This is a genomic window from Variovorax sp. UC122_21, assembly GCF_044056785.1.
In the GTDB taxonomy this organism is placed as follows: Bacteria; Pseudomonadota; Gammaproteobacteria; order Burkholderiales; family Burkholderiaceae_C; genus Variovorax.
Genome location: NZ_CP172004.1, coordinates 4,013,724 through 4,027,570, shown reverse-complemented (window position 1 = coordinate 4,027,570; position 13,847 = coordinate 4,013,724). Strand labels below are relative to the sequence as shown.

11 protein-coding genes, 2 pseudogenes and 1 riboswitch are annotated in these 13,847 nt (G+C 70.4%); of the genes and pseudogenes, 3 read left to right on the top strand and 10 right to left on the bottom strand.

Features of this window, described 5'->3' with window-relative positions; translation table 11 throughout:
• Nucleotides 1-14: 14 nt before the first annotated feature.
• From ACHMXE_RS31545 to ACHMXE_RS31535, 3 genes are all read left to right on the top strand, one after another.
• Entirely contained in the window at nt 15-1,271 is a 1,257-nt protein-coding gene (locus ACHMXE_RS31545) for an MFS transporter (RefSeq protein ID WP_395347990.1), read from the top strand.
• 40 nt (nt 1,272-1,311) lie between these two features.
• Nucleotides 1,312-2,061, top strand: a complete 750-nt coding sequence (locus ACHMXE_RS31540; protein WP_395347988.1) for a sulfite exporter TauE/SafE family protein — start codon at nt 1,312-1,314, stop codon at nt 2,059-2,061.
• 173 nt (nt 2,062-2,234) lie between these two features.
• Nucleotides 2,235-3,917, top strand: a complete 1,683-nt coding sequence (locus tag ACHMXE_RS31535) for an ABC-F family ATP-binding cassette domain-containing protein (protein ID WP_395347987.1) — start codon at nt 2,235-2,237, stop codon at nt 3,915-3,917.
• On the opposite strand, the gene arsC is transcribed toward ACHMXE_RS31535, so the two are convergent.
• From arsC to ACHMXE_RS31485, 10 genes and pseudogenes are all read right to left on the bottom strand, one after another.
• The gene (gene arsC / locus ACHMXE_RS31530; protein WP_203205346.1) at nt 3,914-4,297 is read right to left on the bottom strand and encodes an arsenate reductase (glutaredoxin); all 384 of its coding nucleotides are present in this window, start codon (nt 4,295-4,297) and stop codon (nt 3,914-3,916) included. The two genes, ACHMXE_RS31535 and arsC, sit on opposite strands and share 4 nt — an antisense overlap.
• 34 nt (nt 4,298-4,331) lie before the next feature.
• Nucleotides 4,332-5,039, bottom strand: a complete 708-nt coding sequence (locus ACHMXE_RS31525) for a glutathione S-transferase family protein (protein WP_395347985.1) — start codon at nt 5,037-5,039, stop codon at nt 4,332-4,334.
• Between the two features lie 24 nt (nt 5,040-5,063).
• Nucleotides 5,064-5,576: a 6,7-dimethyl-8-ribityllumazine synthase gene (locus ACHMXE_RS31520; protein ID WP_093342920.1), complete on the bottom strand. Its 513-nt coding sequence runs from the start codon at nt 5,574-5,576 to the stop codon at nt 5,064-5,066.
• A gap of 99 nt (nt 5,577-5,675) precedes the next feature.
• Nucleotides 5,676-5,847, bottom strand: a riboswitch (FMN riboswitch).
• A gap of 105 nt (nt 5,848-5,952) precedes the next feature.
• Nucleotides 5,953-7,049: pseudogene (locus ACHMXE_RS31515) on the bottom strand (DNA glycosylase AlkZ-like family protein).
• A 50-nt stretch (nt 7,050-7,099) separates the two neighbouring features.
• Nucleotides 7,100-7,978, bottom strand: a complete 879-nt coding sequence (locus ACHMXE_RS31510; protein ID WP_395347983.1) for a sugar phosphate isomerase/epimerase family protein — start codon at nt 7,976-7,978, stop codon at nt 7,100-7,102.
• An 8-nt stretch (nt 7,979-7,986) separates the two neighbouring features.
• Nucleotides 7,987-9,193, bottom strand: a pseudogene (locus ACHMXE_RS31505) (dihydrodipicolinate synthase family protein).
• A gap of 19 nt (nt 9,194-9,212) precedes the next feature.
• Entirely contained in the window at nt 9,213-10,388 is a 1,176-nt protein-coding gene (locus ACHMXE_RS31500) for a Gfo/Idh/MocA family protein (RefSeq protein WP_209540883.1), read from the bottom strand.
• 42 nt (nt 10,389-10,430) lie between these two features.
• Nucleotides 10,431-11,861 (bottom strand): enolase C-terminal domain-like protein, encoded by a 1,431-nt coding sequence (locus tag ACHMXE_RS31495; RefSeq protein WP_395347981.1) that lies wholly within the window; start codon nt 11,859-11,861, stop codon nt 10,431-10,433.
• Between the two features lie 10 nt (nt 11,862-11,871).
• Nucleotides 11,872-12,651, bottom strand: a complete 780-nt coding sequence (locus ACHMXE_RS31490) for an ABC transporter ATP-binding protein (protein WP_395347980.1) — start codon at nt 12,649-12,651, stop codon at nt 11,872-11,874.
• A gap of 154 nt (nt 12,652-12,805) precedes the next feature.
• Complete coding sequence (locus ACHMXE_RS31485; protein WP_093342909.1) at nt 12,806-13,807, bottom strand: ABC transporter substrate-binding protein; 1,002 nt, start codon at nt 13,805-13,807, stop codon at nt 12,806-12,808.
• Nucleotides 13,808-13,847 lie beyond the last annotated feature (40 nt).

Below are 13,847 nucleotides of genomic sequence, written 5' to 3'. Positions count from 1 at the left end.
TTTTGTAGCAATCCATGTCTTCCTCCGCCTCGACCACTCCCAACGCCACCGCCCCGACCACCCTGCGCAAGGACGCCCAACTGATCGGCCTGGTTGGGCTGGCGCATGCGATCAGCCACTTCAGCCAATTGATCCTGGCGCCGCTGTTCCCCTGGCTCAAGGACGCCTTCGGCGTGAGCTACACCGAGCTGGGCGCGGTGCTGACCGTGTTCTTCGTGGTCTCGTGCATCGTGCAGGCCGCCTCGGGCTTCATCGTCGACAAGCTGGGCCCGCGGCCGGTGCTGTTCGTGGGCCTGGGCGCGCTGGGCCTGGCCGCCTTCGGCTACGCGGCAGCGCAGAGCTACTGGATGCTGCTGCTGTGCGCCGTGGTTGGCGGCATCGGCAACGGCGTGTTCCACCCGGTCGACTACACGCTGTTCAACCGCAAGGTCGCGCCCACGCGCCTGGGCCATGCCTACAGCGTGCACGGCATCACCGGCAGCCTGGGCTGGGCACTGGCGCCGGCCTTCGTGGTGCCGATCGCCATCGCCACCTCGTGGCGCGTGGCGCTGGCTTCGGCCGGCGTGCTCGCGATCGTGGTGCTGCTGGTGCTGTGGGTCTACCGCCGCGTGCTCGACCTCGACGTGCAGGCCGTGCACAAGGCCACCGGCCAGGGCGAGGCCGCGACGGGCGGGCAGTTCGACTTCCTGCGCATCCCGGCCGTGTGGATGTGCTTCGGTTTCTTCTTCTTCTATGCGGCGGTGATCAGCGTGGTCCAGACCTTCGCGCCGGTCGCGGCCGGCCACCTGCACGCGGTGCCGGTCGGCGTCGTGGCGGTGTGCCTCACGGTCTACATGGTGGCGAGCTCGGCCGGCATGGTGGCGGGCGGCTTCCTGGCCTCCGATCCCTCGCGCTGCGAGCGCATCGTGGGCCTGGGCTTCGGCATCGCCGCCGCGCTGGCCTTGGTGCTGGCCTTCGCCGACTTCCCGCCGCTGGTGGTGCCGGTGCTGTTCGGCGCCATGGGCTTCGTCTCGGGCGTGGCCGGTCCCTCGCGCGACCTGCTGGTCAAGCGCTCGACGCCGCCCAATGCCACCGGCCGCGTCTACGGCGTGGTCTACGCCGGCCTCGACATCGGGCAGGCCGTGGCGCCGCTGATCTTCGGCCGCCTCATGGACCATGGCCAGTACGTGGCCGTGATCGTGGGCCTGGCGCTGGTGCAGGGCGTGCTGATCGCGAGCGCCTTCAACGTGACGCGCGTGCGCCGCACGGCGCTGGTGCCGGCCTCGGCCTGAGTCCCTTCGCTCGCAGGGGGCGGCCGATATCATCGGCCGCATGCAGGCCTTGTATCTCTCTGTGATCGTCGGCGCGGTGCTGGCGGGATTCGTGCAGGGCCTCTCGGGCTTTGCGTTCAGCATGGTGGCGATGTCGGTCTGGGCCTGGACCCTCGACCCGCAGCTCGCGGCCATCCTCGCGCTGTTCGGTGGCATGACCGGGCAGCTGATCACCGCCTTCAGCGTGCGCCGCCGCTTCGATCGGCACCTGTTGTGGCCCTTCGTCGCCGGCGGCCTCGCGGGCATTCCCTTCGGCGTCTGGCTGCTGCCGCACCTCGACGTCGAGCTGTTCAAGGTCTGCCTTGGCGCGGTGCTGGTGCTGTGGTGCCCCGCGATGCTGATGTCGCAGCGGCTGCCGCGCGTGCGCTTCGGCGGCCGGGTGGCCGACGGCGTGGCCGGTGCCATCGGCGGCGCGATGGCCGGCATCGGCGGCTTCTCGGGCGTGGTGCCCACGCTGTGGTGCACCCTGCGCGGCTTCGAGCGCGACACCCAGCGCGCGGTGATCCAGAACTTCAACCTCACGATGCTGGTGGTGGCCTTCTCGCTGCACGTGGCGCGCGGCGGCGTCGCCGTGTCGACGATCCCGCTGCTGGGCCTGGTCGCGATGGCCGTGTTCGTGCCGGTGCGGCTCGGCGCGCGGCTGTACATCGGCATCAGCGAGGCCACCTTCCGCAAGATCGTGCTGAGCCTGCTGACGGCCTCGGGCGTGGCGATGCTGGCCTCGGCGTTGCCGGTGCTGCTGCGGCGCTGAAGAAAAGTCGCGGAACCTTCACGGGAGGACTGCCTCCAAACCGGCCCGGGGCCTTTCACGGCCCTTTCGTTTTTTCCGGAGCGTCCCCCCGAAATGCGCCTTTGAGCCTTCCTTGATCGCCGCGATGCATGACCACCGTGCATCGCCTTGCCAACGATTCATCGGAGGGCCGCATGGCTCATCGCACGCACGCACCGCGCCCGGGTTCAGGGCCGGACGCTTCCTTTTCTCTTTCCGCCACCGCCGGCTTCGAGCTGCGCCACGCCAGCCTCGCGCTGCCGGGCGGGACCCTGCTGTTCGACGATCTCCACGAGACCTTCCAGCCCGGGCGCATCGGGCTGGTCGGACGCAATGGCGCCGGCAAGTCGATGCTGCTCGACCTGCTCGCGGGCCGGCGCGAACCCACCGCTGGCGCGATCGTGCGGCCGTCGCGCTGCGTGCACGTGGCGCAGAACGCCGGCGCCGCGCCGGATGTGGACCTGGCCGCGCTCGCGGGTCTCGCACGGCCTTTCGCCGCGCTCGCGCGCATCGAGGCCGGCCACGGCACGCCCGCCGATTTCGATGACGCCGAGGGCTGCTGGGACCTGCCCGCGCGCTTCGCGGCCGCGCTCGCCGACGCGGGCCTGCCCTTCGCCATCGACCGCCGCGCCGACAGCCTGAGCGGCGGCGAGCGCACCCGCGTCGCGCTGGCCGGCGCCTTTCTCTCGGGCGCCGACGCACTGCTGCTCGACGAGCCCAGCAACCCTCTCGATGCCGATGCGCGGCGCTGGCTGCGCGAGCGGCTCGCGGCCTGGCGCGGCGTGGTGGTGGTCGCGAGCCACGACCGCGAACTGCTCGAGGGCATGGACCGCATCGTCGAGATCACGCCGGCCGGCGGCCTGCGCGGCTGCACCGGCGGCTGGCAGGCCTACAGCGCCTGGCGCGAGCGCGAGGCCGATGCCGCGCAGGCCCGGCTCGCGCATGCGCGCAACGAGCGCGACGCCGCCTTGCGCGAACTGCGCCGGCAGCACGACGCGCAGCAGCGGCGCAGCGCACGCGGCGCGGCCTGGGCGCGCGATGCCAATCTAGGCGGTCTCCACCTGGGCCGTCTCAAGGGCAATGCCGAGGCCCACGCGGGCCGCGAGCACGAGCGCCAGCGCGAGAGCCGCGCGGCGCTTGATGTCGCGGTGCGCGAGGCGGCCGCCGGCGTGGCACCGCCGTCGGCGATTGCGCTTGCATTGCCGGACTCGGTGGTTCCCGCGGGGCGCCGCGTGCTGTGGCTCGAGGGGGCGGTGCCCGCGCAGCCAGCCGGCGCGAAGCCGCTGGACCTGTGCCTGCAGGGCCCCGTGCGCATCGGCATCGGCGGCCCCAACGGCTGCGGCAAGACCAGCCTGCTGCGCATGCTCGCGGGACGGCAGGCGCCGATCGCCGGGCGTTGCGAGGCTCCGCTGCGCTCGGCATGGCTCGATCAGGACGGCGGCGCCGCGATGCCGCTCGACCGGTCGTTGCTGCGGCAGCTCGATGCGCTGCATTCGCCGCTGTCCGAAGGCGAGCTGCGCACCCGGCTCGCGCTGCTGGGGCTCGGTGCGAGCGAGGTGCTGAGGCCGCTCGCGCAACTGAGCGGCGGCGAACGGCTCAAGGCCGCGCTGGCCTGCGCGCTGTGGCGCGGCGAACCGGCCCAGATGCTGTTGCTCGACGAGCCCACGAACCATCTCGACATCGCCTCGGTGCTCGCGCTCGAGCAGGCGCTCAAGGGCTTCCCGGGCGTGCTCGTCGTGGCCTCGCACGATGCGCGCTTCCTCGACGCGCTTGCGCCGACCCATCGCCTGGCGTCCAGCGGCAACGGCTGGACACTGCGCGAATCGGACAGCCCTTAGGCCGCAGGCAGGATCTCGCGCACCCGTTCCCAGGGCCGGCACATCAGCGTGCCACGCGGCGACACCACGATCGGGCGCTGCAGCAGGATCGGGTGCTCGACGATGAAGCCGAGGATCTGGTCGTCGCTCCACGTCGGGTCGTCGAGCTTCAGCGCGGCGTACGGTTCTTCCTTGGTGCGCAGCAGTTCGCGCGCCTTCAGGCCCATCGCGTCGGCGAGCTCGCGCAGCTTCTTCTTCGACGGCGGCGTCTTCAGGTACTCGACGATCTCGGGCTCCACGCCGCTTTCGCGGATCAACGACAGCACGTTGCGCGAAGTGCTGCAGTTGGGCTTGTGGTAGATCGTCATCGGGTAGTCGGTGGTGGCTTCTTTGCGGGTCATGGCGCGATTATCGGAAGCCGCGGATCGACGTGCGTCACTCGCCGCGTTCCCAGCCCGGCGTGAACGGAAAGCGCTCGGCCCAGAACGCGGCCAGCCGCGGTTCGGCATCGACGCGCTTCACCACCTCGGCCATGCGCGGCGCCTCGCGGTAGAAGCGCTCGCGGCACGGCGTCCAGCGCGACATCACGGTCACGTAGAGGTCGAGCATGCCGATGCGCTCGCCGAGCAGATAGGGCGAGGGCGCGGCGATCTGCGTGTCCATCAGCCGCCAGCAATGGGCCACGCGCTCGGCCGAGCGCTCGAGCATCGCGGGCTGCGCCGCCTTGTCGGGCACCAGGCGCGCGGGATCGTCGCGCACCCAGAACATCGAATAGATCGCGGCCGGCAGGTAGACCATCCAGCGCAGGTACTGCGCGCGCAGCGCATCGCCGGGCGCGGGGCAGAGGCCGGCCTCGGGATGGCGGTCGCCGAGCCAGAGCAGGATCGCCGCGCTCTCGGTCATCAGCTCGCCCGAGGGCAGCATCAGCGCAGGCACCTGGCGCATCGGGTTGAGGTCGGCGATGCGCTCGCGCTCGGCATCGCCTTCCCAGGTCGCGATGTCGACCGTGTCGACCCGGTCGCCGAGACCGATCAGCGTGAGCGCCGCATGCACGGGCGTGGCGCCCGAGCCGGGCGCGCCGTAGAGCGTGTAGCGACCGCGCGCGGCGGAGGGCGATGAAGTGGGGGATGACGGGGAGGCCATCCGCCCAGACTAGCGCGCCGGGGTTCAGGCCGCCAGCAGCGTTTCGACCTCTTGCAGACCTTTCAGCGTCTTGACGCAGGCCTCGGCCACCTCGGAACCCTTGACCGCGAAATGGCGGTGGAAGTACTTGCGGTGCTCCACGTGCTCGTGGAAGTGGTGCGGCGTGAGCACGGCCGAGAAGATCGGCACATTGGTCTCGAGCTGCAGCGACATCAGCGTGCTGACCACCGTGCTGGCCACGAACTCGTGGCGGTAGATGCCGCCGTCCACCACCAGCGCGCAGGCCACGATGCCGGCATAGCGGCCCGACAGCGCGAGCCGCTTGGCATGCAGCGGGATCTCGAAGGCACCGGGCACGTCGAAGACGTCGATGCGATCGCGCGGCACGCCCAGGCGCTCCATCTCCTCGAGGAAGGCGTCGCGCGCCTGGTGGACGATGTCGGAATGCCACTGCGCCTCGACGAAGGCGATGCGCTGGCCGCGCGGTGCGTCCGTCGCGGCGATGGCGGAAAGGGGAAGGTCGTTGATCTGACTCATGGTGTGCCTCTTCAAAAGCAGGTTTCCTGAATCAGGGCGCACGAAACCACGGAGCAGACCGCACGCTCCACGGAAGAAGCGCGCGGGCCGGCCCGCATTTCGCGCTCTCTTTCATCCGGACTGTGACCGTCGGCCCCGGGATCGCACCGGGTCTGCTGACCCCGCGGCTCGTTGCAAGCCACGGGCGCTCGCGGGCTCATGCGGCGCCTTCGGTTCGAAGAACGCCGCCATCACCGCCGGTGGGGAATTGCACCCCGCCCTGAGAACGCTTGCCCCGGCTCGCACCGGGGCGGGGGCGATTCTAGGCAGGCGGCGCGCCCGGCCCTGTCGCGCATGGGCCAAGACCCCAGGCCGCCGGGGGTGGCCCGCGGCCGGCTCAGCGCGCCGCGAGGAACTCCGCCATGCGCCCGAGTTCGTCGTCGAGCGCCGCGCGGAAGGCCGCGCCGTGCGGCTTGCGGCCCTCCACGTAGCCGAAGGCGGGCTGGGGCCGCCCCTCGGGCGCGCTCACGTTGGCCCAGCCGATCACGCGGTCGTGCCACAGCAGCGGCAGCGCGTAGTAGCCGAACTGGCGCTGCGGCGCTGGCGTGTAGGCCTCGAACTTGTAGGTCCAGCCCCAGAGCAGCTCGAAGCGGCGGCGGTCCCACACCACGGGGTCGAAGGGCGCGAGCAGGCGCACCGCGTCGTCGGGCGCATGGCGGCGCGAGGCCGGGTTCTCGTCGGCCGGCCAGTACCAGGTGGTGCCGTCGATGCGCAGGCTCGCGAGCTCCTCGCGCGCGACGCGCAGCGCGGCCTGCGTCTGTGCCGCCAGGTGCGGCGCACCGTAGCCGAGCAGCCGCACCAGGTAGGTCAGGCTGCCGGCCGGCAGCGGCGCGTACTTGCGCACGATCAGTTCGATCAGCGCGGCCGCGCGGCGCGCGCGCGGCCGGCCGGGCTCTCGTCGGCCGGCGCATGCTCGACCGCCTCGTAGATGCGCGTGCCGCTGTCGCGCCGCACCACGCGCAGCAGGCCGCGGTAGTGCATGCCGTCGAGCAGGTGCGTCGACGCATTGCCCGAGCCGCCCCAGTAGTTGCGCATGCGGCCGTGCGCGAAGTGCTGCTCGACCTCGCGCGGATGCACGCGGCCGCGCTCGCGCACGAAGGCCAGCACCTCGGCGGCCTTGCGCCGCGTCTCCGCGTCCCAGGGCTTCGCGGCCTCGCGCGGATGCATCAGCGCCAGGTGCTCGCGCGGCAGGAAGCCGTAGTTGACCAGGCAGTCCTCCTCGATCGCGAGCCGCGTGTAGCGGCGCTCGAGGTCGCCCGCGCGGTAGTCGTTGACGCGGTGGCGCAGCGTCAGGTCCTGCGCGCGTGCCGGCGCGCGGATCGGATCGGCCTGCACGAAGCCGAGTTTCTTGATCGCGCCGGGGAGCGTCGTGGGCTTGAACAGGGTGCGCGCCACGGCGTAGCGGCGCAGGTCGTCGAGGCTGGGGGCGGGCATGGGCGCATTGCAGCACAGGCCGCCATGGCTTGCTCGCCCCGGGGGCGAGCTCAGACCGCGCTGCGATGCCGCTCGATGCAGACGTCGAGCGTCTCGGCCCCCGGCCGCTGCCACCAGTCGAGGTTCGAGAAGATCTCGACCTCGCTGAAGCCCGCGAAGCCGGCGTCTTCGACCCAGCCGCGGATCTTCTTGAGCTCGACCACGCCGTCGCCCATCATCCCGCGGTCGGACAGCAGGTCGCGCGTGGGCGTGAGCCAGTCGCACACGTGGTAGGCCAGCAGGCGCTCGCGGCCCGCGCGCGCGATCTGCTGCTGCAGCTTCGGGTCCCACCACACGTGGTAGATGTCGAGCGCCACGCCGAGCATGCCGCTCCTGCCGGCATCGAGCTCGTCGCAGAGGTCGAGCGCATGCTCCAGCGTGTTGATGCAGGCGCGGTCGGCCGCCTGCATGGGGTGCAGGGGCTCGATGGCCAGCGGCATGCCGACCTCGCGCGCGTACTCGAGCGAGGCCGCAATGCCGTCGCGCACCTCGCCACGTGCGCGGGCGATGTCGTGGTAGGCCGCCTTGCCGTCGAGCGCGCCGGGCAGCGCGCCGACCACCAGCACGAGGCAGGGCGCGTCGAGCGTCTTCGCCTCGTCGATGGCGCGGCGGTTGTCGTCGAGCGCGGCCTTCAGGCCCGCGGCATCGGGCGCCGGGAAGAAGCCGCCGCGGCAGTAGCCCGAAAGCCCGATGCCGTGCGCCTTCAGTTGGCGCGCGATCTTGTCGATGCCGACGGCCGCGACCTGGTCGCGCCACGGGCTGATGGCGCGGATGCCGCGCTCGGCGCATTGGTCGACGATGCGGTCGAGCGGCACCTCAACGCCCGACTGCTTGCGCACCGTGGCGGTGTTGATCGAGAGCCAGTCGTGGTTCTGCGAGAAATCGCGCATAAATGGGCTCACTCCACGCCGTGCAGCGACAGCAGCGTCTTCATGCGCCGCACCGCGAGCTCGGGCTGCTCGAACAGGTTGGCCGCGTCGGCCAGCCGGAACAGTTCGGCGAAGTGCTGCAGCGAGCGCGTGCTCTGCTGGCCGCCGACCATGGTGAAGTGCTTCTGGTGGCCGTTGAGCCAGGCCATGAACACCACGCCGGTCTTGTAGAAGCGCGTGGGCGCGGCAAAGATGTGGCGCGACAGCGGCACGGTGGGGCCGAGGATCTCGTGGAAGCGTTCGACGCGGCCCGCGGCCAGTTCGCCGAGCGCGGCGCTGGCGGCCGGCGCGATGGCGTCGAAGATGCCCAGCAGCGCATCGCTCTTGCCGTGCGTCGGGGTGGCTGCCGTGGCCGTCGCCCGCGATCAGCTCGGCGTAGTTGAAGTCGTCGCCGGTGTACATGCGAACGCCCTGGCCGTCGGGGCCGCCGGTGGTCGGCAGGCGGCGGCGCATCGCGATCTCCTTGTCCTTGTCGAGCAGCGAGATCTTGATGCCGTCGACCTTGTCGGGATGGGCCGCGATCACGCCGAGCGCGGTTTCCATCGCGGCATCGACGTCGGTCGTGCCCCAGTAGCCGGCCAGCGCGGGGTCGAACATCTCGCCGAGCCAGTGCAGCACCACGGGCTGCTTCGCCTGGCTCAGGATGCGGTCGTACACGCGCTCGTAGTCGGCCGGGCCCTTCGCCACGCGCACCAGCGCGCGGCTGCACATCACGATCAGCTTGCCGCCGAGCTTCTCGATGGCGGCCATCTGTTCCTCGTAGCCGCGGATCACGTCGTCCACGCTCTTCACCGCGTCGAGGTCGAGGTGGTCGGTGCCGCAGCCCGAGGCCACGAGCGCGCCGGGGATGTCGCTGGCGGCGTCGATCGAGCGGCGGATCAGCTCGAGCGAGGTCGGCCAGTCCAGGCCCATGCCGCGCTGCGCGGTGTCCATGGCCTCCGCCACGCCCAGGCCGAGTGCGTAGAGGTGGCGCCGGTAGGCGAGGGTGGCGTCCCAGTCGACCGCGCATTGCAGCCAGGGATCGATGGCCGCGAGCGGGTCGGCCACGACGTGCGCGGCCGAATAGGCGATGCGGTCGAAGCGAACGCCAGCGGGCGGCTTCGGCGGCGTGCTGCCGCGCAGCGCGTAGTCGGCGAGCGCGCCGCCGGCGGTGGGGAGCTTGAGCGAGAGGGCCATGCAGTCGGGTCTCCGGGTCTCAGACCTTCAGCGCGGGCACGTCGACCCAGCGGCGGTCCTGCCACGACTCGAGCGCGGCCTCGACCAGCTGCACGCCCTTGGCGCCTTCGGGCAGGGTCCACTTGTAGGGCGCGTCCTCCACCACGTGGCGGATGAAGTGTTCCCACTGGATCTTGAAGCCGTTGTCGTAGACCTGCGAGTCCGGGATCTCCTGCCACTGGTCGAGGAAGTTCATGGTCTGCTTCTCGTCGGGGTTCCACACCGGGCGCGGCGTGGCCACGCGCGACTGGGCGCGGCAGCTCGACAGGCCGGCCACGGCCGAGCCGTCGGTGCCGTCGACGTGGAAGGTCACGAGGTCGTCGCGGCGCACGCGCGTGACCCAGCTCATGTTGATCTGAGCGATCACCGGCTCGCCGTTGTGGCCGGTGAGCTCGCAGGTGGCGTAGGCGGCGTCGTCGGCGGTGGCCTCGTAGGGCTGGCCGGCCTCGTCCCAGCGCTTCGGGATGTGGGTGGTACCCAGGCACGACACCGACTTGACCTCGCCGAACAGGTTGTCGAGCACGTAGCGCCAGTGGCACATCATGTCGAGGATCATCCCGCCGCCGTCTTCCTTGCGGTAGTTCCAGCTCGGGCGCTGGATCGGCTGCAGGTCGCCCTCGAACACCCAGTAGCCGAACTCCAGGCGCACGCTGAGCATGCGGCCGAAGAAGCCGGCGCGGCGCAGCATGTCGAGCTTGCGCAGGCCGGGCAGGAACAGCTTGTCCTGCACCGCGCCGTGCTTGAGGCCATGCTTCTCCTTGGCTTCCTCGGCCAGGCGCGCGATCTCCACCGCCTCGTTGAGGTTGGTGGCGATCGGCTTCTCGCAGTAGACGTGCTTGCCGGCGCGGATCGCCTTGGCCAGCAGGGTGGGGCGCATCTGCGTGGTGCCGGCGTCGAAGAAGACGGTGTCGTCCTTGTTCTCGAGCGCCTTGTCGAGGTCGGTGCCCCAGCGCTGGATGCCGTGGGCCTTGGCCAGTGCCTCGATCTTCTCGGCGTTGCGGCCGATCAGGATCGGGTCGGGCATCACCTTGTCGCCGTTCGACAGCGTCACGCCGCCCTGGGCGCGGATGGCGCAGATCGAGCGGATCAGGTGCTGGTTCATGCCCATGCGGCCTGTGACGCCGTGCATGATGATTCCTAGACGTTGGGTGGGCATGTTCTTTCCTTGAGTGAGAGAGGGGGACAGAGAAGCGCTGCTTCAGTAGACGGAACGCATGGCGTCCCACGAGATGCCCGCGCCGGGCTGGCCGGTGGCGAAGCCGGGCGCGGAGACGAGCGAGGACAGGGCGAGCTGTCCGCCGCGGATCGCGAGGCGCACCGCGCCATCGCTGGATTCGTAGAGATCGGGGTGGGCGCGCAGCAGTGCCTGCTGCTCGGCCTCGGGCACGGCCGCGAGGCCGTTGACGTAGTGGTGGCCGTTGCGCTCGACGTGCGAGAGGCCGAGCCAGCTCACGAGTGCCAGGTCCTGCTGCACGCCGAGGCCGGCCTGCATGGTCAGGTCCTCGCCCGAGAGGAAGTAGTGCGTGCCGTCGTCGGCCGCGTTCCAGCGCGCGCAGCGCGCCGCGTTGACGGCCGACTTGTAGAAGCCCTTGCAGCTCTTGCTCGACACGCCGGTGTAGCCGAGTTCGCGCGCCCGCACGAAGGCATCGAGCGTGGCGTCGGATTCGTCGATGAGCAGCGGGATGCGCCGGCCGAGCGAGCGCACGTCGCGCTCGAGCGCGGCGTCGCGCCGGATCGGCTGCTCGACGAACACGGTCTTCTTCGCGAGCGTCCACAGCGCGGGCGTGGACAGCAGGCGGTCGAGGAAGGCGCCGAAGGCATCGGCGTCGGCGTACTGCTCGTTGCCGTCGAGCGTGACCAGCTGCGCATGGCCGTCGATGGCGCGCGCGATGCGCTCGAGCCGGTCGATGTCGCGCGCGGTGTCGCCGCAGAGCTTGAGCTTGAAGTGCGTGAGGCCGTAGCGGCGCACGGCGGCCACGAGCGTGGTGGGCAGGCCGTCGGCGGGCGCATCGGGCCATGCATCGTCGTCGTCGATCGCATCGGCCAGGCCCACGGTGTGGCGCGCGGCGATATGGTCCGCGGGGCGCTGTTGCGCGAGGAAGCCGGGCATGTCGAAGCCAGCGAGGTCGTCGGCCAGGCCGCTGCCCGCGATGTCGATGCCGCCGAGGTTGGCGCTCATCGCGGCGGCGAAACCGGTGCCGGCGTGCAGGCACAGCGCATCGAAGATCGCGCGGTCGACCAGGGCCGGGCCGTAGCCCGCCACCAGCGGCTGCAGGCCCTTGGCCCGGGCGCGCGCCATCAGCGCGGCGTAGTTGGCGGCGAAATGCGTCCACGCGGTCTGCGCATCGGCCTCGCCGGTGTAGGCCTCGCGCGCGTCGCGCAGCGCGAAGCGCAGCTGCTCGAAGTTCTGTTCGTTGGTGAGCGCGGGGTTCTTGTCGAACCACTTGGGCACCATCATCTCGGCCGCGCAACCGCTGGCCGTGCGGCCGTCCTCGAAGCGGATGCGCGCGCGCACGTAGACCTGCGGGCAGGCGGTGACGGTGGCGGCGCCGAAGCGGAACGGCAGTCGCAGCGCGACATCGCGCTCGGCGAAGCGGATCTCCTCGACGTGGAAACGGGGCGCGTCCATGGCTTCGCTCTCAGTGGTCCAGGATGCCCTGCGAGAAGAAATGCGCGCGCACCAGCTTCGTGTAATGGCCGAACTCGGTCGAGGCCATCATGTCGAGGGTGCGGGCGCGCGGCAGTTCGATGTCGTAGACGGCCGCGATCGAGCCGGGGCGCTCGCTCATCACGATCACGCGGTCCGACAGGAAGATGGCCTCGGGGATGCTGTGGGTGATCAGCATCACGGTCTTCTTCGAGGCCATCCAGATGCGCTGCAGCTCGAGGTTCATCTTCTCGCGCGTCATCGCGTCGAGCGCGCCGAAGGGTTCGTCCATCAGCAGCACCGACGGGTCGTGCAGCAGCGCGCGGCAGATCGAGGCGCGCTGCTGCATGCCGCCCGAGAGCTGCCAGGGGTACTTGCGCTCGAAGCCCTTGAGGCCGGCCATGGCCATCAGGTCGCGGGCGCGTGCCCTGGCGGCGTCCATCGGCAGGTGGCGCATCTCGGCCTGCAGCAGGATGTTGTCCTCCACGCTGCGCCAGGGCAGCAGCACCGCGCTCTGGAACACGATGCCCACGTCCTTCTGCGGACCCTGGATCGGCTTGCCCGCCAGCGTGAGGCTGCCGCCGCTGATCGGCAGCAGGCCCGCCACCATCTTCAGCAGGGTGCTCTTGCCGCAGCCCGAGGGGCCGACGACCGAGACGAACTCGCCTTCCTTGATGGCGAAGTCGAGCGGCTTCAGCGACTCGACGGGGCCATCCTTGCTTTGGTAGATCTTCGAGACGCCGCGCGCTTCGATCAGTTGGACTGGAGACATGGAGCGTAGTAAAGGACGAAGCGAACGAGGTGACGGGGCGCTTGCGGCGTTTTCGGGGAACACCGCGGAACCGGCTTTGCCGGGCCGCTGGTGTTGCCCCCGGTAGGGGGTGGGAGAAGCGACACGAAGTGCGCGGAGCCTGGGGGCGAGCTGTTTACGGCAGGAAGTCGAGCGTCACGTAGTCCTCGGGCTTGCCGCGCGTCGAGGCGTCCATGCCGCCGTACTGCACCAGCAGGTCCAGCGAGTCGTTGACGTTCTTCATCGCCACGCGGAAGGGGCGCTGGTTCGCCGTGTCCTTGGTGTGATAGAGCGCCACGCTCTGCTTCATGCCCACGATCAGCGTGTCGCGCACGCCGGCCTTGGGGTTGGCCTTGAGCATCGCGTCGACCGCGGCCTCGGGGCTCTTCTCGGCGGCTTCGGCGGCCTTGGTCGAGGCGCGCATGAAGCGCTTCACCAGGTCGGGGTTCTCGGTCAGCAGGTTCTTGTTGGTGATGATCCCGGAGCTGATCTGGTTCACGCCCGAGTCGGCGAAGCGGATCGGCGACACCGGCTTGCCGGTGGCGTCCTGCAGCTTGATGGCCTGGTCCATCACGTAGCCCAGCAACAGGTCGGCCTGGCCGTTGATCACTGCATTGAGCTTGGTCTGGCCGTCGCCCGAGACGATCTTCACCTGGTCGGGCTTGATGTCGTTGACCTTGAGGAACAGCGGCCACATCTGCGACATCGAGTCGCCCGGCGTGACGGCCACGGTCTTGCCGACGATGTCCTTCGGCGTCTTGATGTTCTTCTCGGTGAAGCCCATGACCGACATCGGGCTGACCTGGAACAGCACGCCGGTGGACTTCAGCGGCGCGCCCTTGGCGGCGGCCTTGATCATGGTCGTGACGTCGATGTAGCCGAAGGTCGCCGACTTGGCGGCCACCGCCTGCGCGGTGACGGCGGAGCCGCGGCCTTCCTGGATGTCGAGGTCGATGCCTTCCTCGGCGTAGAAGCCCTTTTCCTTGCCGAGGAAGAAGGGCGCGTGCTCGCTGTAGAGATACCAGTTGAGCATCAGCGTGACCTTGTCCTTGGGCTTGTCGCCCTGCGCATGCGCCGGGGCGATGGCGAAGGTGGCGAGCGCGGCGGCGGCGAGCAGCGAGGGAAGCAGTTTCTTCATGTCTTGTCTCCGGGAGAGTTGTTGGCTTGGGCGAAGGAAC